This window comes from Acinetobacter bereziniae LMG 1003 = CIP 70.12 (assembly GCF_000368925.1).
In the GTDB taxonomy this organism is placed as follows: domain Bacteria; phylum Pseudomonadota; class Gammaproteobacteria; order Pseudomonadales; family Moraxellaceae; genus Acinetobacter; species Acinetobacter bereziniae.
In genome coordinates, this window is record NZ_KB849756.1 from 600003 (window position 1) to 623206 (window position 23204).

The window sequence follows — 23204 nt, forward strand, 5'->3', positions numbered from 1 at the left end:
TGAATTGCATTGACATCATTGCCTGCCGTTGGATCGGTATAACCCACTTCAACCGCTTGACCTGCTGTCACTGGTGTACCTAAAGTAAGCACAACAGTTGAACCATTCACACTCACACCAGTCACTGCAACAATCTGACCATCTGCTGTTACAGCAAAGCTGTTGATCAAAGGTAAATTAGCACTATCCAGATCTTTATTATAAGTTAAAACTAATTGAGTTCCTGTGTTGTCCACTGTAGCACTAACAAAAATAGGGGGTGTAGTGTCCGTACCTGGAACTGTCGAATCATTGGTCACTGTTGTTGCAGGTAAGCTCGCTGCATCATTGCCAGCTACATCTTGAATCGCGTTGGTATCATTGCCTGTCGTTGGATCAGTATAAGCTATTTGAACACTTTGCCCTGTTGTAATTGGTGGAGCTAAAGTCAATATAACGTTATTGCCATTAATTGATACGCCAGTAACAGTTACGGATTGCCCCCCCGCAGTTACAACAAAACTATCTGGTGTTGGTAAATTTGTCGAATCAAGAGCTTCACTATAGGTCAGCGTTAACTGTGTCCCACTATTATCAACATTTGCAGATTCAAATTGCGGGTTTGTTACATCCCCAGCAGTAATATCAATGGCTTTAGGATTGCCCGCAGCATCTATTACTGTCACTGTGACCTTTTCACCATCCGCCAATGGACGAGTCAGTTGAATATCATCAACCACGTTATTCCCAGTGATCGTGCCCGTACCAATTACATTNCCTTTGCTGTCGGTAATTTTTACTTGCCCTGGTTCATTTGAGGTAACTTCTATATGAGTTGCGTCTTTAATATTTGATTCAATAATCGGTGGTGTTACATCTCCTACCGTTATTACTTTTTCTGTTTGATTACCTGAAGTATCAATAACATCTACAATAATTTTGCTGCCATCAGTTAATGTAGTATTTAAATCAACATTTAGCTCCCCATTAGAACCAATGACTCCCTCTCCAATTGTTTGACCAGCTTCATTTTTTATAATAACTTTGCTACCTGGTTCATTTGAAACAATATGAATAGTGTTATTATCAACAATATTTACTTCAACTTCTGGTTTTGTAACATCCCCAACATTTATTGTTTCTGTTGTTTTATTTCCAGCATTATCAATTGCTGTAATTGTAATTTTTTCATTATCGACCAATGGTCTTGTCAAAGTAATATCCAACGAACCCGCTTGATTTAATTGACCACTACCAATTGTTTTTCCAGTAGAATCAACTATGGTTATCTTACTTGCTTCATCCGCAGTTATTTTAATTTTTTGATTATCTAAAATCTGATGTGTTATTTTAGGAGCAGTCTTATCACCATTTCCAGAATGATTTGAACTTCCACCACTACTTCCTGCAGCTGCGGCTATACCTATAATTCCTGCTGCACCTGCAACCCATGCCCATACTGGTACTGCTGCATGCTCCCCAACCAAATATTCATGAAAATCATTAATACCCAGATAATCAATTTTAGTCACAGTGCCATTTGCATCAAATTCAAGGAATTCAAGTAAATAATGTTTTCCATCTGAAGTTTCTATAGTAAATTCTTTTGGTTTTTCTCCAATAAAAAAGTCTTCAATAACAACTTTTTCTCCGCTTTGTAAATAAACCTCCAGATTATTATTAACTTTAACAATTTTGGCTATTTCAGCACTATCTAAATTGACTTTATAAACAGCGTGATGTTTATTCACTAAATCCTGAGTCAGAATTTTAGCCGTTCCTTTTTCGTAAATTGTGATGTTTTTCATAATAGTTCTTCCGTCTTATAATTCACTCTTATACAAAAAAGATAAATAAGTGCGACAAAATTCACAAGTGTATAGTTTTAATAATAAAAATGGATAACATTATAAAAAATATTAGTTGTCTATAATAACTAATCTATTTAAAAAAAATTCGTGATGTGCTTATCATTTATTTATTTTTATTCAATATTTTTAGACTGTCTATACGCAATTAAATTTAATTATCGCCTTATATTCATCATTTACTGTTGCTTTCATCATTTTTACAAATTTATTAATTTTTTATTAATAATCTTACATTCTGATAAAAACCACCTACAGTGTAAGCTGATTAACCTTCATTTTTATAGCCAAGTTATTTCCATTTAAAATTTACGGGTATTATTGAAACTTAAAAATTATTGATAAATTAAATTTTATATAAAAAATGTAATTTTTTTTATCAATGTAAATAATATTGCAAAAAAAACATATTATGCAAATTTAATAAATTAAGAATTTATTTTTATTTAACCAATAGTTTGTATTAACAAAAAAAAATGGAGTATAAAACTCCATTCTTTTAATAATATTAATTAAACAGTAAAATCATCACCCAAATAAACTTGACGTACTGTTTCATTTGCCAATACTTCTTCAGGAGTGCCTTCTGCAATGACTGCTCCCTCACTCACAATATAAGCATGCTCACAAATTGCTAAAGTTTCACGAACGTTGTGATCTGTTATCAAAACACCAATACCGCGATCTTTCAACTGCCGAATAATATCTTTAATATCTCCAACAGAAATTGGATCTACCCCTGCAAAAGGCTCATCCAATAGCATAAACTTGGGATCTGCTGCCAAAGCTCTTGCGATCTCAGCACGGCGACGCTCACCGCCCGAAACACTCATGCCTAATGAATCTTTGATGTGGGTAATTTTAAAGTCTTCCAACAATTCTTTTAGACGTTGTTGTCGCTGTTGTTTATTGAGATCTTTTCGAGTCTCAAGAATTGCCATAATATTATCAGCGATCGTGAGCTTTCTAAAAATAGAAGCTTCCTGTGGCAGATAACCAATTCCTTTACGTGCACGTTGATGCATGGCTAAGTCGGAAATATCTTCATTATCTAAATGAATTTCGCCTTTATCCATACGAACCAAACCAACAACCATATAGAAGCTTGTTGTTTTACCAGCACCATTTGGACCAAGCAATCCTACTATTTGCCCGCTTTGCATACTAAAAGAAACATCTTTTACCACCCAGCGTTTACTATAAACTTTGGCTAAGTGTTTAATACACAGTGTTTGGCTTTGATTCGAAGCTGTCATTAATCACGTGCTCCAGGGAAAGACTTAGCACTGTTTGGTGGAATAATAATTTGCACACGTCCTTTAGATGAACCTGTTGTATTCGATGAACCCGAAGCTTCAACATCACCTTTGTTCATACTATATTTTAAAGTGCTGCTTCGAATACTTGCTCCATCTTGGTATAGATAAGCATTTCCAATCAGGTTGATAATACCAGTCTCAGCATTGTAAACAATTTTTTGTGCTTCACCGCGCGCCACGCCTTTTGCACTGTCTACCTGCTGTTGAAATTTTGCTGGTCCACCTGTCGCAGTAATAGTGCTAATTTGTTTACTTTTATTCAATTGAGCAACAATTGAAGACGCTTGTAGCTTCATTGTACCTTGTTCAATAATGACATTGCCGGTATAGGTTGTCACACCTGTCGCTTCACTATACGTTGCTTTATCAGCAACAAGTGAAATAGGCTGATTACGGTCTGATGGTAATGCAAATGCCGTTGCTGACAAGCTCAACATACTGATCGTACAGATCGCTTTTCTCAGGAAAGATTGTTTCAGTGAAAAGATCTTAATTAGGTACATACTTTCCTCGAATATTTGCAAATTCATATTGACCTTGGTTTAAATCAGCTTTTAAACCCTGACTAATAAATTCTGCATCAGGTGCATTAACAGTAACTTGGTGAGTCGTTTCGAACTGACGAGTTTTAGGATAGCCTGTTAATTCATCTGTTTGAAATTCCATCGTCCCACGTTCACCAAGTTTAGTTGCTTTAACCTGTCCAGATAAAACAACCTTCTCATTGTCATTAAATCCTCTTGCTTCTTTGGCAAAAAAAGTTGAATCAACTTGATTTTGATTAAACATTGAAGCATTGAGATTGCTGAGTTTAGACGTTTTTCTTTGTAAATCTTGTTCTAGATGATCAACTTGAGCACGAACATAAAGATTGCCCTTTTCATCGGTCTGGACCAACTGAATACCTTCAGCAGAATAGGTCATGCTTTGTGCTGAATTTCCATCCAGCTTTTTACCTTTCCCGCTGTAATAGTAATAGCCACCACTAATTGCCGCAATGACAACAGCGGTCACATATAGAACCTTAGTATCCATAAATTATATTCAACATTTGATCAATCTGAATTTAAGCTATTAATGCGGTATAGCTGTATATTTTTCAAGTAGTTCTTGGTAAGTGCCTTTAGCCATTAGCAACATATCGCAAACTTCCCGTACCGCCCCACGTCCACCCATTGCTTGTGTGACTAAATCTGCTCGACGGCGAACTTCAACATGACCATTAGGTACTGTAACTTTCATTCCAGCCAGTGCAAATGCTGAAAGATCAGGCCAGTCATCGCCCATGTATAAACAATCTTCAGGATCTAAATTAAGTTGTGCACATGCTTCTTTAAGCGCAACCCCCTTATCTTCTCGACCTTGAAAAATCAAATCGACACCGAGATCAGACATACGTTTTTCTACGATGTGACTTTTACGTCCAGTAATGATAATGACTTTAATCCCAGATTTTTGGACCAATTTCATGCCCAATCCATCACGAATATCAAATGATTTGATTTCGTCTCCAGAATTGGTCAAAGTCACAAAACCATCACTCAAAATTCCATCTACATCTAAAACCAATGCTTCAATATGACGCGCTTGTTCTAATAAAACATAAGAAGCCATTGATTAATTTACTCCAGCTTGAATCAAATCATGCATACTAATAACCCCAATCACTTTATGCATCTCATCGACAACCACAAATTGACTAATTTTCTTTTCATTCATTTTTTCCAAAGCTTCCACAGCTCGTGCTTCTTTAGAAATCGTTGATGGGTTTTTAATCATCACCTCAGACACTGCTAAATTCACATCAAAACCTTGTTGCTTATCAATTAAACGACGCAAGTCACCATCGGTAAAGATACCCAATAAGGTGTCATTTTCATCGACAATCGTGGTTAAACCTAAACGTTTATTAGAAATTTCATACAGTACTTTATTCATAGGTGTATTGGGTAATACTTTGGGTAAGTCATTGCCTGTGTGCATTAAATGTTTCACATGCAATAACAGACGCTTACCTAACGCTCCAGCGGGATGAGACATCGCAAAATCATCCGCAGTAAAACCACGTGCATCTAACAATGCCACTGCTAAAGCATCACCTAATGCCAATGTTGCAGTTGTACTCGATGTCGGTGCTAAGCCCAATGGACAAGCTTCTTTAATATTTCCCAGTGTTAGCGCCACATCAGCATTTTGTGGCATCGGACCTTTATCATCACCACTGATGGTAATTAATGGTACTTCCAAATATTTAATGAGTGGCATCAGCATCATAATTTCATCACTCTTTCCAGAGTTTGAAATCGCAATCAGTACATCACCTTTAACCAACATGCCCAAATCACCATGACCAGCTTCGCCAGGATGCATAAAAAATGAAGGCGTTCCTGTAGAGGCAAAAGTTGCAGCCATTTTCCGTCCAATATGCCCTGATTTTCCCATCCCAGTAATCACTAGACGACCTTGGCATTGCAAAATAATTTCGCAGGCGCGGGTAAAACGCTCATCGATTTGGGTCGCTAAAATTTCTAAGGCATGCTCTTCAATGCGCAGGGTTTCAAGCGCAACTTTTTGAAAATCAACATGATTTGACTTATTTTCAGAATTCAAAATGGACTTACCTTAACTCTAGACGAGTTTTGAATATCAAACGGAATATTTTTGCTATTTTAGCATAGCAATACAATAGCCTGCTTTCCTAAATGTATAAATTTCATTTTCTTAGAAAATTAACGTATAAATCTTTATGAAATATGGAGCTTAGGTTAAGATAAATCACCCTTTTGTTGAAACATTTAGAAAACCTATGCAACCATTTGTTCTTTACAACTCTGAGCAACGTAAAAAAGTTGAATTTGTTCCCCGTAAAGAAGGACATATCGACATGTATGTGTGCGGTATGACAGTTTATGATTACTGTCATATTGGACATGCTCGAGTGATGGTTGCTTTTGACTACATCATTCGTTTTCTACGCAGCCAAGGCTGGAATGTAAAATATGTTCGAAATATCACCGATATTGATGACAAGATCATTGCACGTGCCAATGAGAATGGTGAAAGTATTACGGCATTAACAGACCGTTTTATTCAAGCGATGAATGAAGATGCAGAAAATCTGGGCTGTCTACATCCAGATGAAGCACCACGTGCCACCGATTATATTGATCAGATGCAAAATATGATTGGTCATTTAGTCAATAAAGGTGCTGCTTACCCTTCTGCAAATGGTGATGTGTATTTTGAAGTTGAGAAATTTGCCAGATACGGTCGCCTTTCTGGACGTAAACTGGATGATATGCAAGCTGGCGCTTCTGAGCGTGTCGATGTAGACGTTGAGAAAAAACATCCATTTGATTTCGTGCTTTGGAAACATGCCAAAGAAAATGAACCTTCATGGGCTTCACCATGGGGCAATGGACGCCCTGGTTGGCATATTGAATGTTCAGCAATGTCGACCTGCTGCTTAGGCAATCATTTCGATATTCATGGTGGTGGTTCAGACCTTTTATTCCCACACCATGAAAATGAAATTGCACAATCAGAAGCTTCTACAGATGAACAATATGTGAATTACTGGATGCATGTTGGTTTTATCAATGTAGATGGTGAGAAAATGTCTAAATCATTAGGCAACTTCTTTACCATTCGTGATGTGATGGAGAAGTTCCACCCAGAAGTGATTCGCTATTTTATTGTCTCTTCACACTATCGCAGCCCGGTGAACTTTTCTGACTTTGCATTAAAAGAAGCAAAAACAACACTTTCTCGTTTCTATCATGCATTTAAGGCATATCAGCAAGTGTATGCTGATCTATCTACAGATGTACTTGATGAAACATTTGTGGAACGCTTTAATATCGCGATGCGGGATGATTTCAATACTTCAGAAGCAATTGCAGTATTGTTCGAAATCATTAAAGAACTGAATCGTGCAGTTAAAGAAGAAAATGCAGAGCAAGCAACGCTTTATTATTCGACTTTACGCCATTTGACTAATATTCTAGGTTTAGTTCAGTACAATGTTGATGAGTTTTTAAAGTCTGATATTGGGCAAGAAGCATTAGGCTTATCTGAAGCTGATATTACAGATTTTATCCAGCAACGTGTAGATGCCAAAAAAAATAAGGACTTTGCGCGTGCTGATGAAATTCGCCAGTCTTTACTTGCTCAAGGAGTAGTACTCGAAGATACTCGTCAAGGTACAATTTGGCGTCGCGCTGATTAATTCAGTCATGTAGTATTTTCCAATAAAAAACCTGATTAAGATCAGGTTTTTTATTGGCTTTATGTTTTTAAACAGATTTCATCGTTCCTGTTTCTTCAAACTGCGCATGCCAAGACAAAGCCTCACGTTAAAGATGTGGTGTTTGCCCACCTAATACACATGCCCGTTCAAAATAATCCGTCAATTCATTCCGATAAGATGGATGTGCACAGCATTGTATAATTTTAAGCGCACGCTCCCGAGGAGCTAATCCTCTTAAATCAGCCAATCCTTGTTCTGTCACTAAAACATCAATATCGTGTTCTGCGTGATCACAATGACTGACCATAGGTACAACTGAAGAAATTGCACCATCTTTGGCAATCGACTTGCTCACAAAAATAGCCAAATGGGCATGGCGAGTAAAGTCCCCTGATCCCCCAATACCATTCATCATTTTGCTACCTCCCACATGTGTTGAATTTACATTTCCATAAATATCAAACTCTAATGCGGTATTGATTGCAATGATTCCCAAGCGCCGAATGATTTCAGGATGATTCGACAGCTCCTGTGGACGTAACACGATTTTATCTTTATAGCGTTCAAAATTTGTCATCACATGCTTGGCACATTCATCAGACAAAGTCATTGAACAACCTGAAGCAAACTTCATTTTGCCAGAGTCAATTAATTCAAATGTACAATCTTGCAAAACTTCTGAATACATTTCTAAATCATGAAAGTTTGAATGTGCAAAACCAGCAAAAACAGCATTTGCAATTGAACCAACGCCAGACTGTAATGGACCTAAGTTTTCAGGTAAACGCCCAAGTGCTACTTCATTTTCAAAGAAGTGTATCAAGTGCTGTGCGATAGCAAGTGTTTCATCGTCTGCTTGATCCATCTTAAATGAAGTATCTGGAATATCATTCAAAACAATGGCTGAGATTTTACTAGGATCGATATGAATACCAAAAGTTCCAATGCGATCACTCACTTGAGTAAGAGGAATTGGATCGCGATAAGGTCGCTTCTTTGGAAGATAAATATCATGCACCCCTTCCAGTATCGGATGAATAGTTGTGTCAATTTCAACAATTACCTGATCCGCCATTTCAACAAAATTTGCTGCATTTCCACATGAACCTGTCGGAATGATTTGTCCATCTTCAGTAATCGCAGTGGCTGCAATAATCGCCACATTGGTTTTTGCTAAATTATGATGGCGAATATTATCTGCAACTTCAGATAGATGTTGATCAATATACATGACCTCGCCTGCATTAATTGCTTTGCGTAAAATAGGATCAGCCTGATAAGGGTAACGGCGTGCCAAAGCATGCGCTTCAGTTAAGCGACCATCTATACGGTTACCTAAACTTGCACCAGTCGCCAAAGTAATTTTCAAAGGATGCAGTTGCGCATAATCTGCCAATGCTAAAGGGACTGCTTTTGCCTCGCCTGCACCGCCAAAACCACTTACACCGACCACTGAACCATCTTTGATTAAATTCACAGCCTGTTCAGCAGACATTATTTTACTGTGCAGGCAATTTAAGCGTACACGTTCCAAACCGTTAATCATTTAAATAAATCTCAAAAATATAAAAATAAAGCATGAAAGCGCCCACCACCCCTGCGAACAGGGATAGAGGAGATTTTGAATTATTCGTTTATGAAAGGGATAGGATTAAATTAATTCAATGGCAATTGCTGTAGCTTCACCACCACCAATACATAGTGCTGCAATACCTTTCTTACCACCAGTGCGTTTTAAAGCATGAATAAGCGTGACAATAATGCGTGAACCAGAAGAACCTAACGGATGCCCTAATGCACAAGCACCACCATGGATGTTGACTTTATTTGCATCCAGTTGGAAAGCATCTATCGCCAACATGGCAACCATTGCAAAAGCTTCATTCACTTCCCATAAATCAACATCTTCAACATTCCAGCCTGTTTTCTTTAATACTTTTTCAATCGCACCGACCGGTGCAATCGTAAATTCAGAGGGGTGCTGAGAATGTGTCGCATATGCTGATATTTGTGCCAGTGGCTTTAAACCACGTTGTTTGGCTTCTTCACTTGAGGTAATCACCAATGCCGAAGCACCATCAGAAATTGAACTTGAATTCGCGGCGGTAATGGTACCGTCTTTCTTAAATGCTGGACGTAAAGTTGGAATTTTATCTGCTTTGGCATTCAATGGCTGCTCATCTTGCTCGACCACAACTTCGCCTTTGCGAGATGATACTGTAACAGGCACAATTTCAGCTTTAAAATAACCATTATTAATCGCCGTTACCGCTTTATTCAAAGAACCTATTGCATAAGCATCTTGCTGTTCACGTGTATAGCCCTTTTGATCTGCCATTTCTTGCGCCAGAATACCCATGGACAACCCTGTTTCAGCATCTTCCAAACCTTCCTGAAACATATGATCAATGACTTTACCATGCCCCATTCGATAACCAGCACGTGCTTTTTCAAGCAAGTATGGTGCATTTGTCATAGACTCCATACCGCCCGCAACAACAATATTCGCCGAACCTGCCTTAATTGCATCAGCAGCTTGCATGACTGCTTTCATACCTGAGCCACAAATTTTATTGATCGTGGTTGCACCCGTTGAATCTGGCAATCCGGCTTGGCGCATGGCTTGACGTGCAGGACCCTGTTTTAGACCCGCAGGAAGCACACAACCATAAATCACTTCATCAATATCTGTAGGCTGTAAACCTGCACGAACAATTGCTTCTTTAATGGTAACTGCGCCTAAATCCGGGGCTGTACAAGCTGATAAAGCACCTTGAAATCCCCCCATTGCTGTACGTACTGCTTCAACAATTACGATCATTTTTATCTCCCTGTCCATTGATTTTAAATCTTGTTTTAAACCACAAAGAAGTAAACACCCTTATGGTTTGCCATTGTCAATCTCAAATTTTAAGCCTGTGCTGTAAAATAATCTTCAGGCAGTTGCATAATGAGATCAGCACCAGCTTGGATACGCTGTATTCTTGTTGCTAAGTCTGGAAGCACTTTAGCAACATAATACTGTGCTAAGACCAATTTGTTTTGATAAAAAGTGTCTGATTTACTTTGAGCCGCTTGAGCTATTCGTGCAAACATATAAGTAAAGCTCAACAAGCCAACCACATGTAAATAATCTACGGCAACTGCACTCGGAAAATCTGGACTCACTTTTGACTGCTCAATAATTATTTTCGTGATTTCGTCGACTTGAGCACAGACATCCAATGTGACCGCCTTAATTGACATTGCGTCCTGCATACTGTCGGCAAATTCACGTATTTCTGTCAGATAGTCTGCGATAAAGGCACCATTCGATTTAATTGTTTTTCGTCCAATTAGATCGAGTGCTTGAACACCATTTGTTCCTTCATAAATTTGGGAAATTCTCAAATCACGAATACATTGTTCCATTCCCCATTCACGAATATAACCATGCCCACCGAAGCACATTTGCGCTTCAAGTGCCGCATCCAGTGCCTTATCGGTCAGATATGCTTTTGCAATAGGTGTTAACAATGCCACACGCTCATTGGCTTTTGTTATGCAATCAATGTCTGTTGAGAATTTGGTGATATCAAGTTGTTGTCCAACATACACAGCAAATGCACGTGATGCTTCATTATTGGCACGTGAGTTAAGCAACATACGGCGCACATCAGCATGAACCAGGATTGAGTCAGCAGGCTTATCTGGAGATTGTTGACCTGATGCAGATCGCCCCTGCAAACGATCTGTGGCATATTGCGCTGCATTTTGATAAGCAAACTCTGACGCACCGATTCCCTGAATCCCCATAGAAAGGCGCTCATAATTCATCATAATAAACATGGCTGCTAAGCCTTCATTTTCTTTACCTACAAGATATCCTTGAGCAGCATCGAAATTCATGACACATGTTGCTGAGCCTTTAATTCCCATTTTATGTTCAATAGAACCCGCACTCACCGTATTACGCTTACCCAATGAACCATCTTGATTGATAAGAAATTTCGGTACGATAAATAAAGAAATACCTCGGGAACCTGCTGGTGCATGCGGCGTTTTGGCTAATACAAGATGAATAATATTCTCACTGAGATCATGCTCTCCACTGGTAATGAATATTTTTGTTCCTGAAATATTGTATGAACCATCATTATTAGGTACTGCCTTTGTTTTGATAATCCCTAAATCAGTACCTGCATGGGGTTCTGTTAGACACATGGTCCCTGACCATTCCCCTGTATAAAATTTTGGTAAGTAAGTGGTTTTTTGTTCTTCTGATGCTGCTTGATCAATTGCCATCCCTGCACCCACAGTCAACAGTGGATACAACATAAATGAAGGATTGCAACTCCAAATCATCTCATCTGCAAGCACGGTCAGCATTTTAGGCATGCCTTGACCACCCCATGCTTCATTGGCACCTAAACCAATCCAACCGCCTTGGGCAAACTGTTGAAAAGCTTCTTTAAAACCATGTGGGGTTTTAACTTCACCTTGGTTAAATTCAGCACCGCCTTCTTCATCCGCACTACGATTTAAATCCAGAATGACATTTTTAGAAAATTTTGCCATTTCTTCTAATATTGCATTGGCAGTTGCCATGTCCAAATGCGCTAAATTCTCGTTCTCTTGCCAGAACGTTTCAGCCTTAAACACATCTTGAAGAATAAATTGCATATCTTTCAGTGGTGCATTGTAAATTGGCATGATTGCTTTCCTTGTGACATGACTTTTCAGTTGCGACTAAAGCCGTGTATAAATCTTTTTGCATTAAAAAAGCAAACACCTCATTCATCAACCTAGCTATTTTATATATAAAACATATATAAATTTACAAAGATTGATCAACATTAGAAGTTTGTTTTCTTTAAACACCCCTTAGCTAAAGCCTTATATAATTTGTAAAAATAAATAAATCATAAGCTTTTTAAGGCAAAAGTAAGTCAAAAAACAATAATCCAATTCTTAAAATAATGGAAATATATTTACATAATTTGACCTCATAGGTTCAATTTTATTGACTTTAAAAAAGAAAATTCTTTATCTTTTGCCAATTGATAAATCAATGATTTTTGACTTGGAATCTCAGGGTTCTTTTGAAATATTTTCTTGAAAATGACGACTATAGTTTTATTGAATAACTCAAATAGCTGATATACTCTGATTCTAGTTCTTCATCAGTGGTTTTGGATTAATAGAATGAGTTCAGTGCGCCAACAAAATTTTCTTCTCCGTAAAGAGAAAATTTTAGCAATGGCAGAAACCTTATTGCTTGATAATAATCAGGATATTACTTTAAGTGAGCTTGCCGCAGAACTTGATATTGCTAAAGGCACGATTTACAAGCACTTTAAAAGTAAAAACCAACTCTACCTTGAACTGATTATCTTAAATGAAAAAAGACTCTTAGATATTTCCAAAGCCTACCATCACGACATTAAAATTTATGTCTCTCAGTATATGCTGTATAACATGCTGAATTCGAATCGTACGATTCTATTACATGTGATCGAAGAGCGCTTAACCAACAATGAACGCAAGCTCAAAGATTTATTTGAAGAACTTTATTCAATCCGTGAGCAACGAATTTTAGAAATTAAAGATCTCTTTGGTGCACATCTCAAATCATTAAACAGCATTATGTCGATCCGTGATTATCTGTCTTATATTTGGACAGTCACCTATGGCGCATCCCTACTGTTAAATTCAACCCATTATCAAAAGTCAATTGGCTCTCGTGAACGCTTGATTAAACTTTACGTCAATCAAGCCCTGATGACACCTGATAAATTAACTGATTCAGAAACCTCAAATGACTGATATTCATTGTTTTTTATCAGATTTTCTGTTTAATTAAGACATTATGATTTGCTATATATCTAATTCGTTTTGAGGGCTGAGTAACTGACTAGGTAATGGCATGGAATTAACTTGACTAAAAATTTCATAACACATATGTCTGAGCCACTGATGGCTGGTTTTATGGTGACAGGACATATGCCAATACTGTTTAATCGAATAGGTCGGAAACGAGATAGGTGCAGGAAAAATCTGTAAATTTCCTCGAGACAACAAAACTTCGCTCAAATAATACGGAACGGTTGCAATCGAGTCAGTATCTTGTACCACCAAGCCCACACCGAGATAACTTGGAATGCGCATCAACACATTGCGTTTTAAATCCAAATTCAATAGCTCATTGGCAATGTGATAATGCCCCACCCCTGCATCAATATCGATGTGAGATTCACTCAAATACTGTTCAACAGTCATACTTTGCTGATTTAAACGTGGATGGTCTTTTGAAGCAATCACCACATAGAACTGTTCAAATAATTTTTGTTGATAGAAGCCATTTTCCAATTGCGGTAAAAAGCCAATGGCTAAATCAATTTCTCCATTTGCCATTTGATAGCTGGTTTCAGAAGTAATGGCACGAACATTTAATTTAACATGAGGTGCATGTTGTTTGAGGTATTGAGAAATCTTTGGAAGCAAAACCAAATGTGAAACATCCGTCATAGCAACAGTAAACTGTTGATGCGATGCTGTTTCGTCAAAGTTCACACTAAAGTTATTGATAATTTCAACTTTGCTCAGAGCCTCGCTCACCAGAGGATAAAGCTGTTTCGACAATTCTGTAGGCACCATTTCATTACCAATCCGTAAAAATAACGGATCGTTATAGTGAGCACGAATTTTGTTCAGAATATTGCTTACTGTAGGTTGGCTCATTGCTAAATGGTCTGCAGCAACAGACACACTTTTAAATTTGTAGATATAGTAAAAAATACTGAGCAACTTACAATCTAACTCAAACACGAAATTACAACTCTCACATTTTTTGTATTCGGTGCTATATCTTCTGCTTTTTTATAAAAATTTCCAATGTTTTAATGTACCGATTTTAAACAATCAGACCAGTGATGAAAAATCGGTACATTTGACTTGTATTCATTTCTATTCTTTTACAAATAAATCACCCATTAATTCATCGTCTGAATCAGCATAGCGATATTCAGAAAAATCTGAGATGCCTGATTCTCGAAGAATATCTTCATCAATCAACAATCGCCCAGTCAACGCACGTTGTTGGCTATTCAATATATGATAAGCAGCATCCGCCATGATATTTGGTTTGCGTGCCTTACTGAACAACGCCTTACCGCCTAAAGAAAACTCAATTGCAGCAGTTGCAATAATCGTTCTTGGCCAAAGTGAATTTACACTGATTCCATAGCTAGCGAACTCTTGATTCATTCCCAAAGTCAACATACTCATACCATATTTAGTAATGGTATATGGTGCATAACTAGCAAACCATTTCTCATCTAAATTCAAGGGCGGAGAAAGATTGAGGATATGCGGATTATCGCTATTTTTTAAATAAGGTAATGCTGCTTGGCTACATACCATCACCGCACGGGTATTGATTTGATACATCAAATCAAAACGATTTGGGTCAAGTAGTTCAACACCAGATAATTTAATTGCACCCGCATTATTGATTAAAATATCAATCCCACCAAATTGCGCGACGGCTTGTTGCATGGCTGCTGCCACAGCAATTTGATCTCTCACATCCAATTGAATTGCCAGCGCCTTCCCACCTGCTGCTTCGACCTCTTTCGCAACAGTAAAAATCGAACCGCCCAATTTTGGATGTTCTTCTGCAGATTTTGCAGCAATCACGATATTCGCGCCATCTTGAGCAGCTTTTAGTGCGATTTCACGCCCTATTCCACGACTTGCACCCGTGATAAAAAGTGTTTTTCCTTGAAGTGACATAACATCCTCTTTGTATTTGTTTTTGACGGTTAGAATCTGTTGACACTTCACAGATGCTGGCGAGATTCGACATTTTTAACCGCACAAGGCAGGCTTTGCAAAACTTAACCAGTCTAAGTTAACAAGACCAACATCTTCGCAACAAAAAAGCTCCTATCCCAAAGGGTTAGGATAGAAATGTCAACAGACTCTAATCTACTAAATTTTATTTTATTCTTATAGTATTAAAACTTCCAATTTATGTACTCACCAGTACATTAATTATTTTAATTTTATCTCGCCTCAAAAACAAAAGCTTGCATATGCAAGCTTTTGATATGTTCACATGAAAAATTTAAGCTGCCCCAACCTTTGGACTCGCGCCTATCTGCCATACAAAAGGTAAAGGCTCATGATTCACCTCCCAATCTCCAATCACTTTTTCCTTATAAACTAAAGGATTATGTGAAGACACGACTCGCGCATTTCGCCAAAAGCGATCGAGCTGCTTAGATGTTGTACTGGCTGATGCACCCAATGCATTAAACAATTGGCTGGTTAGATCCAACACCAACGCAGAGATCACCACTTGACCTTGTGCCGACTCAAGTTCAGCATCATTATTCGCCTGAATATTTTTGATCTCAGACTCTCCAAAATGGCTAAGATACGCTTTTTGTAAAGCTTCTGCTGTTCGTAAGGTAATGGTTTCGCTGGCATAGGCTTGTGCAGATGCTTTACCAATCACTTGTAAAATTTGCGGATCATTACGAACCAGATCTGCATTGCCATGACTAAAGATACGATCACGCTTTTGTACTTCATGAATAAATGTGGCAACAGCTGATTGAGCAATACCCGACAAGGTCGCCAAATGAATGACTTGATAAAATGCTGTTTGGTATTTAAATCGTTGTTCAAAAGGCAATATATGATCACGCTCAATTGCAACATCAGTTAAGCTTAACGTACCACTTCCCGTCGTCTTTTGTCCAAAACCATCCCAATCGTCCAATACCTGCACACCCGAGGCATGGCGAGAAATAGCAGCAATCACATGTTGGTCAGTTGTTTCGTCATAGGCGAATAGATCGACCCAATCAGCAAAAATAGTGCCTGTTGAATAGTATTTTTTCCCATTGACCAACAGTTGATTATTTTTTTGTTTTACCCTAGTGATCACATCCCCAATTTTGACTTGACCAATTTCAGTCCAAGCATTTCCCACCAGATCACCTTGAACAAAACGTTTAAACCACAGCGTTTGATCAGCAACTTTATGCGCGTTTAAACGATCTTCGACAAAGGCAAAATGCCCCCGCAATGCCTGCACGATATTAGAATCTGCTTTGGCAAGTTCTATAAGCAACTGGAACAATTGAGGTAGAGAAACACCATCGCCACCAAACTTCACAGGAACACGAAGTGCCCCAAAACCCGCTTGTTTTAACCAGTTGATTTGTTCATATGGCAATGAACGTTGCTGTTCACGCGCGAGAGTTCCTTCGGCGATTTTTTCGAAAATTGGACGATACTTTGCTGCAACTTTTTCATAATTGGCTGTGATTGATAAATCATCATTAATATTGGTTTGAATATTTTGTTCACTCATGCTGGCTCTCCATTATCCTATTCTTATCACTCTTAGCTCCACGCATGGCGTGGCAAGTGGATGTTATTTAAATAATAATTACCAACCAAATTAAACTTCCAACGTACTGGGTCATGTAAAGTATGGGTACGTGCATTGCGCCAATGACGATCTAAATTCAACTCAGATAAAGTTGAACGAGTACCAGATAACTCAAACAATTTATTGGATGCCAAAATTGCAATTTCAGTAGTTAGCACTTTAGCCTCGGCGACCAACAATGTCGCTTCATTGGCGTGCTCTTCTGAAGGTTGAGCAATTGCTAAATCAATTGCATCACCTGCCAAGTCTAAAACGGCTTCAGCCGCTCTTAATTTAATTTTTAATTCACCAATATTGGCGATGGTATAAGGATCATCGGATGCTTTTTCCAAACCAGAATCTACCCAAGGACGGGAATGCAATTTGACATATTGAATGGTTTCTTCAATCGCACCACGTGCAATTCCTGCATCGACGGCAGCTTGAATAAACTGAGAAATTGCGCCAGCCACTGTTGGTTTTTCAAATGCTTTATAGATCGGCACAATATATTGGGCATCCACTTGTACTTGTTTCAATACCACTGTGCCACTTGCTGTGGTACGTTGTCCAAAACCGGACCAATCATTAATCACCTCTAATCCAGCTGTGGTTCGAGGTGTTAAAGCTACGACCGGCAAACCTTCTTCATTGACCGCAACTACAGGGACCCAATGCGCCAATAATGCACCCGTGGCAAAAAATTTTTGCCCATTGATTTCATAGCCTTGAGCTGTTTGATGAATTCTCGTTTCCAAATCAGCAACTGTTTTGCTGCCTTTTTCTGAAAAGGCATTTCCTAAACGACGCCCTTTTAATATCTCTCCAAAGAAAAACTTTTGCTGTTCTGGACTTGCATCCAAGCGTAAATGTTCAATGAATGCCCAATGGTTTTGTGCAATTTGCCCCAAGGATGGATCAACACTTGAAATCGTTTTGACCACTTCTGCTAAAGTTCGATATTTGACTTCTGCTCCACCAAAAGCTTTAGGAATATTGATTCCCCACAAACCACTTTGTGAATACTGTTGTATTTCAGCAAGAGGGAGACGGCGCTCATAATCACGTTGTGAAGCTTCTTTGGCAAACTCTTTCGCCAAAGCTTGAGCCACTTGAACAGCTTCTGCATCTGATTGAATCACATGCGCATCTTGGCTGAGCTCAAAAAAATGTAAAGGTACCGCCGTCTGCGAAGAAAATTTTTCTTGGTTTAAATCAGTCATTGTTGTCACTCTCTTAAAATAAGCATGACATTAAACTAGCATTATTTTTTTCAGTCATTTATATCAATAAATGCATTCAATATTCAAAATAAAATCATAAATTTATCATTAAAATTCATAATCAATAAAATCACAAAATAATACCCACATAAAGTGGGCATTCTATTGAATTTATCATGTTTTATTTCTAAACGATGCATAATGCTTATTATTTTACTAAATATTAAGCTTTAAATAAAACATTGAATACTTGCTTAAACCAGCACATTTATATATTTAATGAACAAATTTAAAAACCTTTAAACCTGATGAAAACACTTAACTGGCTTGTGCAAATTTGTCTTTAATTCCTTTTCTGAATTGTGCACCACGATGGTTTTCGACCAGATATGCACCCTGCCCAAATAACTTCTCTCTTAGCGTTCCAGTCCGATATTCAGTTTGATAGACCCCACGTCGTTGTAACTCGGGGACAATATACTCCACCACATCGATAAAAGTTTGATGTGCCAAAATATAAGCCAGATTGAAACCATCTACGTCAGTTTCTTCAATCCAGTGTTGCAATTCATCAGCAACCGTTTGAGCTGAACCGACAATTACAGGACCATTTCCACCAACACTATTCCATTGTGCAATTTCTTCTATCGTCCATACACGATTAGGATCTGCATTAACATAAGCATCTAACATTGATTGAATAGCATTGGTTTCAATATATTCCACTTTATCTTTTGCTTGATATTGTGAGAAATCTACTCCAGACCAGCCTGAAACCAATGTTAGCGCCCCATCATAACTTCCATAACTTTGATATTCTTTAAATTTATCCTGTGCTTTTTGATCGGTTTCATCAGTCACAATAGACAATAATGTATAAATTTTAACAGCATAAGGGTCTCGCCCTTCCTCACGCAATTTCTGACGAATGCTCTGAACAATTTTCTTTGCAGCAATTTTTGAAGGTGGTGCAATAAAAATACATTCCGCATTTTGACTGGCAAATTTTTGTCCACGAGATGAAGCCCCTGCTTGGTACAATACAGGCGTACGCTGTGGTGATGGTTCACAAATATGAATACCAGGTACTTTAAAATATTTACCTTCATGCAAAATCGGATGAACTTTGGTATGGTCTGCAAATTGACCAGCTTGTTTATCTCTTAAAACTGCTCCTTCTTCCCATGAGCCCTCCCAAAGCTTATACAGTACTTCTAAATATTCATCTGCAACGTCATAACGGTCATCGTGATTGAGTTGTGCGCTTAACCCCAGATTTTTAGAGCCACTTTCTAGATAAGAAGTGACAATATTCCAACCTACTCTCCCCTTAGTCAAATGATCCAAAGTACTGATTCTTCGCGCAAAGGGATAAGGGTGCTCAAATGAAATAGAGGTGGTGACGCCAAAACCTAAATGCTGTGTCACTGCTGCCATTGCTGGGACAATTTGTAGCGGATCATTTACAGGAACTTGTACTGCTCCTGTTAAAGCATGCTCAGCACTTTGATGATATACATCATAAATTCCCAGCACATCTGCGATAAAAATCCCATCAAATAAGCCTTTTTCTAAAATCTTGGCGAGATCAGTCCAATATTCAATATCTTTGTATTCTGTAGAACGGTCTGATGGATGACGCCATAACCCCGGAGATTGATGTGCAATACAATTCATTTCAAAAGCATTGAAGCTAATTTGCTTAGTCATTTCTATTCAACATCGGTATTCATATTATTTTTATCCTATGCCATTTATGTCTATTCTTTTATCTTAATATCTTCGATGATTATCATGAAATTTTTTATATTATTTTATGGCTTATTTATATTGTTTTCTCACATCTTTTCATATTGCTGTGTTTAAAACAAAAATATATAACTTTGAGAGTAATACTGCAATTTACTCAGTATAAATAATCAAGATGAAGTTTTGATTTTTTCAGCAAGTCTTCGACTGGCTTTAAAATCTTTATAGAAATATAAAAATAAACCACAAATTAATACGGCTGCACCAACAAATACCGTTATTGTCAGTTTTTCATTATTCAACATTGCCCCCAAAAACATGGCGATCATGGGTGTCATGACCGTTGTTAAGGATAAAGTCGTTGCTTTAATATTTTGAACCAATTTGAAGTAACAGAACATCGCCAACAATGATGCCATCAACACCGTATAAATCAGGGCAAATAAAGATTTAGTTTCTGGGATATGTGTTGGGGCATGTTGCCAGATAAAAGGAATAAGACAGCTTGCTGCTAAGGTTGAAACAAGAATTGAACCTGTTGCTTGTGCCATGGGTAGCACATCGGCATTGACCTTTTTGACCCAAAAAATTGACAAAGCATAAGTAAATACACTCATCAACATCAACCCGATACCGATAGGATGTACATGTTGACTTGCACTACCACTCATACAGATGATTGCCAAACCGCATACCGCGACCAGCATGCCTAACCATTGAATTCCGAGCAAGCGTTGACCAAAACCAAAACGACCAATCAATCCCGCCATAATCGGTGCTAAACCAAACATTAACGCAATAATTCCTGAACTCAAATAACTGGTTGCTGCATAAGTAAAAATCTGCGAACCAATCAAACTGAATGATCCTGCAAGGTAACTATGCAAAGCAATTTTATTGAGCGGTAGTTTGACTTTGAGGATTAAAAGTAAAAGTAATGCAATCGGCAATGCGATAAAAAAACGCAATACCAACGCCCACATCATATGCAAATCAGCCACACTCCAAACAATCGCCAAAGGCGTGCTTGCCCAAATGAAGACCAATAAAATATAGGTCGTCACTAGGTTAGATTTGGAAGGCATAATTTGTCCTGTAAGTCATCAGTTCAATTCAATGGATTGTCGAGTTAGAGATGATAAGATCAAACAATTATAAAAATTTAAAATAAAAAGCGAATGAAAATGGCTTAAATCGAAGTTTTCCGTTTCTGCTTTTGAATTGTTTGATCTAGGCTGCTCGAAAATTCACGTTTATCACGTTCAGAAATTGGCGGCGGTCCACCTGTTTGTACACCTGCTCCACGCAAAGTATCCATGAAATCACGTAAATGCAGTCGAGCTTTTACATTGGCTGAGGTATACACCTCTCCACGTGGATGGATTGCAACACCCCCTTTCTCAATAACTTGAGCAGCCAAAGGAATATCTTGAGTAATCACAATATCATGCTCACCCATACGCTCAACAATCTCTTGATCGGCTTGATCAGCACCAGACATCGCCTGAATTGAATTAATTCGAACCGAAGGCGTGATTCCAACAGGTTGATTGGCAACAAAAGTGACTTCGAGTTGGTAACGATCAGAAGCGCGTAAAATCACTTCACGAAGAATTTTAGGAAGTGCATCTGCATCGACCCAAAGTTTAAATGGCAGCACAAAATATCTCTAATCAAGATTTTCCAGTATTTTAGCAAAATGCTTATGACGTGTCCTATGCTTATTATTTTATTTGTTCATGCTACCTCAATATCATATTAATCTTCACAAGAAGATTCTTATATTGTTCATTTAAAATACAACCCTAGCCATTCTTGTCGAAAATTCGCTTTAATCTTCTGGTTTTTCTTATGATTTTACATTTCGTGACTTGAAATTTATACATCATCCTCGATTTAATAGAATAAGAGAGGCATTTAATACGTGAAAATGAACAATCAAAACAGACCTGAAACAATTATCATCGAAGATCAAAATTTTGGTAGCCATGTCGAACATTGGAATCTTTTAACTGAGAATCCAACAACAGAAGTGCCCAAATGGTTAGGTCTTGCTTTAGATGCGCCTGTTATGCCGATGGGTCTATGTTCACAAGAGTGCGATATGGATGTATCAACTTGGCTGATTCAAGGTCCAAATGGCTCTGCTGTGCAATTATGCCAAGTCATCGATGTTGAAAATAATAAGCCTAAAGCCGTCAAAACCGCATTTCCTAGTTTTGAAAGCCCATATCAATTAAATGCTTCTATTGATCGTATTATCACCTGTAAAACCAATACTCAAGCAGTACTGAGTTTAAAAGTTGGAACTAACAGTGTGGTCTACGCCTTTGATAGTTTATACAGTGTCAACAGTCATCAATACCTACAAGATCAGCAATATAGAGTTCAATTAAATGCATGGGCATATGAACTAGAGAAAGTTTCTGATCATGAACAAATCATTGTTGATGATCCTGCTTCAATCAAACATCATCGTGCATTGAATGATATTCTTTCACAAAACAATGGTGTTGCTCCAGAAAACTTGCAAGAGCAAATCGATGCATGGGAACCCAAATCTGAGGACGATAAAGCTCCTGTAACCGTTGATTTTTCAAAAATGGTGGCATATCTGTACGGTGAAACACTCGGACAAGAAGATGAAGCATGGTTCCAAGGCAAAGTCGTTGGAAAGACCCAAATGCAGTTTATGCAACAAGATTACACACTTTACGATGTGACCTTGATTCTTGAAGAAAATCAACCTGCGATTCTTGTTCGAATTGCAACCAAAGACCCTGCTTATAAAAATTTCGAAATTGGTCAATACATTCGTGGCAATATTTGGATTCAAGCCAATATTTATTCTGCTGCATAAACTTGTATAGCATTAAAAAAGCATGATGAAGGTCCATCATGCTTTTTTATTACACGTTTTGTAACATTTTTGATATATTGAATTTTTGCTGTTAAATTTTTCTTGTTTTGAATTCAAAATAACGACTTATCCACAATTTAAATTCAAAATGAATTAATCTCCCCCAATTTGTTTGTTAATAAATTAAGCAATATAAGGAATTATTTTAATAATCAAATGATCCCTATGTTTCTCAAAGTAGAGATTTATGAATTTATAAATAAATTTAAAAACAAACATTTAGCCCTAAAAATTAATTTATTAAATATCATTGATTTGTGTATAGGCTAGGCTCGTTTAGCATGCATTTCTGCGTATTTTTTCCGATAAAATTTTGAAACAGCTAAAGTTATCCACAAACCATCCACAAAACCCATATTTTAAATTCATACTGTTTATATTTTTTTAGAGATAATAATTTCTCAAAAATTATAATAATTAGATTTAGCGCTTTATTTAACCAGTCAATTATGTTAAAAATACGACGAACCAGT

Annotated in this window: 19 protein-coding genes; 3 read left to right on the top strand and 16 right to left on the bottom strand. The window is 37.7% G+C overall.

The window, feature by feature from the left end; translation table 11 throughout:
* From F938_RS12880 to F938_RS12905, 6 genes are all read right to left on the bottom strand, one after another.
* A partial coding sequence (locus tag F938_RS12880; protein ID WP_005032312.1) for a SwmB domain-containing protein occupies nt 1-1787 on the bottom strand: 1787 nt, incomplete at its 3' end.
* A gap of 572 nt (nt 1788-2359) precedes the next feature.
* Entirely contained in the window at nt 2360-3103 is a 744-nt protein-coding gene (gene lptB / locus F938_RS12885; RefSeq protein ID WP_004824561.1) for an LPS export ABC transporter ATP-binding protein, read from the bottom strand.
* On the bottom strand, nt 3103-3669 hold the full coding sequence (gene lptA, locus F938_RS12890; RefSeq protein ID WP_004824563.1) for a lipopolysaccharide transport periplasmic protein LptA: 567 nt from the start codon (nt 3667-3669) through the stop codon (nt 3103-3105). Before lptA ends, lptB begins: the two co-directional genes overlap by 1 nt.
* On the bottom strand, nt 3656-4201 hold the full coding sequence (gene lptC, locus F938_RS12895) for an LPS export ABC transporter periplasmic protein LptC (RefSeq protein ID WP_004824565.1): 546 nt from the start codon (nt 4199-4201) through the stop codon (nt 3656-3658). Before lptC ends, lptA begins: the two co-directional genes overlap by 14 nt.
* Nucleotides 4202-4240: 39 nt before the next feature.
* Nucleotides 4241-4780, bottom strand: a complete 540-nt coding sequence (locus F938_RS12900) for a KdsC family phosphatase (protein WP_005032314.1) — start codon at nt 4778-4780, stop codon at nt 4241-4243.
* A 3-nt stretch (nt 4781-4783) separates the two neighbouring features.
* On the bottom strand, nt 4784-5776 hold the full coding sequence (locus tag F938_RS12905) for a KpsF/GutQ family sugar-phosphate isomerase (protein WP_005032317.1): 993 nt from the start codon (nt 5774-5776) through the stop codon (nt 4784-4786).
* A gap of 196 nt (nt 5777-5972) precedes the next feature.
* Here F938_RS12905 and cysS point away from each other — a divergent pair, with 196 nt between their 5' ends.
* Nucleotides 5973-7394: a cysteine--tRNA ligase gene (gene cysS / locus F938_RS12910; protein WP_005032319.1), complete on the top strand. Its 1422-nt coding sequence runs from the start codon at nt 5973-5975 to the stop codon at nt 7392-7394.
* A gap of 127 nt (nt 7395-7521) precedes the next feature.
* Here cysS and F938_RS12915 read toward each other — a convergent pair whose 3' ends face one another.
* From F938_RS12915 to F938_RS12925, 3 genes are all read right to left on the bottom strand, one after another.
* Nucleotides 7522-8961 carry a succinate CoA transferase gene (locus F938_RS12915; RefSeq protein ID WP_005032321.1) on the bottom strand — a complete coding sequence of 480 codons (1440 nt, stop codon included), beginning with the start codon at nt 8959-8961 and terminating at the stop codon, nt 7522-7524.
* Nucleotides 8962-9066: 105 nt separating this feature from the next.
* A complete protein-coding gene (locus tag F938_RS12920; RefSeq protein ID WP_171067112.1) occupies nt 9067-10242 on the bottom strand; it encodes a thiolase family protein in 1176 nt (391 codons plus the stop codon).
* A gap of 83 nt (nt 10243-10325) precedes the next feature.
* Nucleotides 10326-12107, bottom strand: coding sequence for an acyl-CoA dehydrogenase C-terminal domain-containing protein (locus F938_RS12925; protein WP_005032323.1), 1782 nt, complete (start codon nt 12105-12107; stop codon nt 10326-10328).
* A gap of 492 nt (nt 12108-12599) precedes the next feature.
* Here F938_RS12925 and F938_RS12930 point away from each other — a divergent pair, with 492 nt between their 5' ends.
* Entirely contained in the window at nt 12600-13220 is a 621-nt protein-coding gene (locus F938_RS12930) for a TetR/AcrR family transcriptional regulator (RefSeq protein ID WP_004824579.1), read from the top strand.
* 51 nt (nt 13221-13271) lie between these two features.
* Here F938_RS12930 and F938_RS12935 read toward each other — a convergent pair whose 3' ends face one another.
* The 7 genes from F938_RS12935 to F938_RS12965 form a co-directional block, all read right to left on the bottom strand.
* Complete coding sequence (locus F938_RS12935; RefSeq protein ID WP_005032325.1) at nt 13272-14222, bottom strand: LysR substrate-binding domain-containing protein; 951 nt, start codon at nt 14220-14222, stop codon at nt 13272-13274.
* Nucleotides 14223-14360: 138 nt separating this feature from the next.
* A complete protein-coding gene (locus F938_RS12940; RefSeq protein WP_005032326.1) occupies nt 14361-15188 on the bottom strand; it encodes an SDR family oxidoreductase in 828 nt (275 codons plus the stop codon).
* A 334-nt stretch (nt 15189-15522) separates the two neighbouring features.
* Nucleotides 15523-16779 (bottom strand): acyl-CoA dehydrogenase family protein, encoded by a 1257-nt coding sequence (locus F938_RS12945; protein WP_005032327.1) that lies wholly within the window; start codon nt 16777-16779, stop codon nt 15523-15525.
* 32 nt (nt 16780-16811) lie between these two features.
* The gene (locus F938_RS12950; RefSeq protein WP_005032328.1) at nt 16812-18062 is read right to left on the bottom strand and encodes an SfnB family sulfur acquisition oxidoreductase; all 1251 of its coding nucleotides are present in this window, start codon (nt 18060-18062) and stop codon (nt 16812-16814) included.
* A 318-nt stretch (nt 18063-18380) separates the two neighbouring features.
* Nucleotides 18381-19772 (bottom strand): LLM class flavin-dependent oxidoreductase, encoded by a 1392-nt coding sequence (locus F938_RS12955; protein WP_005032329.1) that lies wholly within the window; start codon nt 19770-19772, stop codon nt 18381-18383.
* A 209-nt stretch (nt 19773-19981) separates the two neighbouring features.
* Nucleotides 19982-20896, bottom strand: coding sequence for a DMT family transporter (locus F938_RS12960; RefSeq protein ID WP_005032330.1), 915 nt, complete (start codon nt 20894-20896; stop codon nt 19982-19984).
* Nucleotides 20897-21000: 104 nt separating this feature from the next.
* On the bottom strand, nt 21001-21471 hold the full coding sequence (locus tag F938_RS12965; protein ID WP_004824594.1) for a YaiI/YqxD family protein: 471 nt from the start codon (nt 21469-21471) through the stop codon (nt 21001-21003).
* 270 nt (nt 21472-21741) lie between these two features.
* On the opposite strand from F938_RS12965, the gene F938_RS12970 reads away from it, so the two are divergent.
* Nucleotides 21742-22671: a hypothetical protein gene (locus F938_RS12970; protein WP_010591375.1), complete on the top strand. Its 930-nt coding sequence runs from the start codon at nt 21742-21744 to the stop codon at nt 22669-22671.
* The last annotated feature ends 533 nt before the right edge of the window (nt 22672-23204 follow it).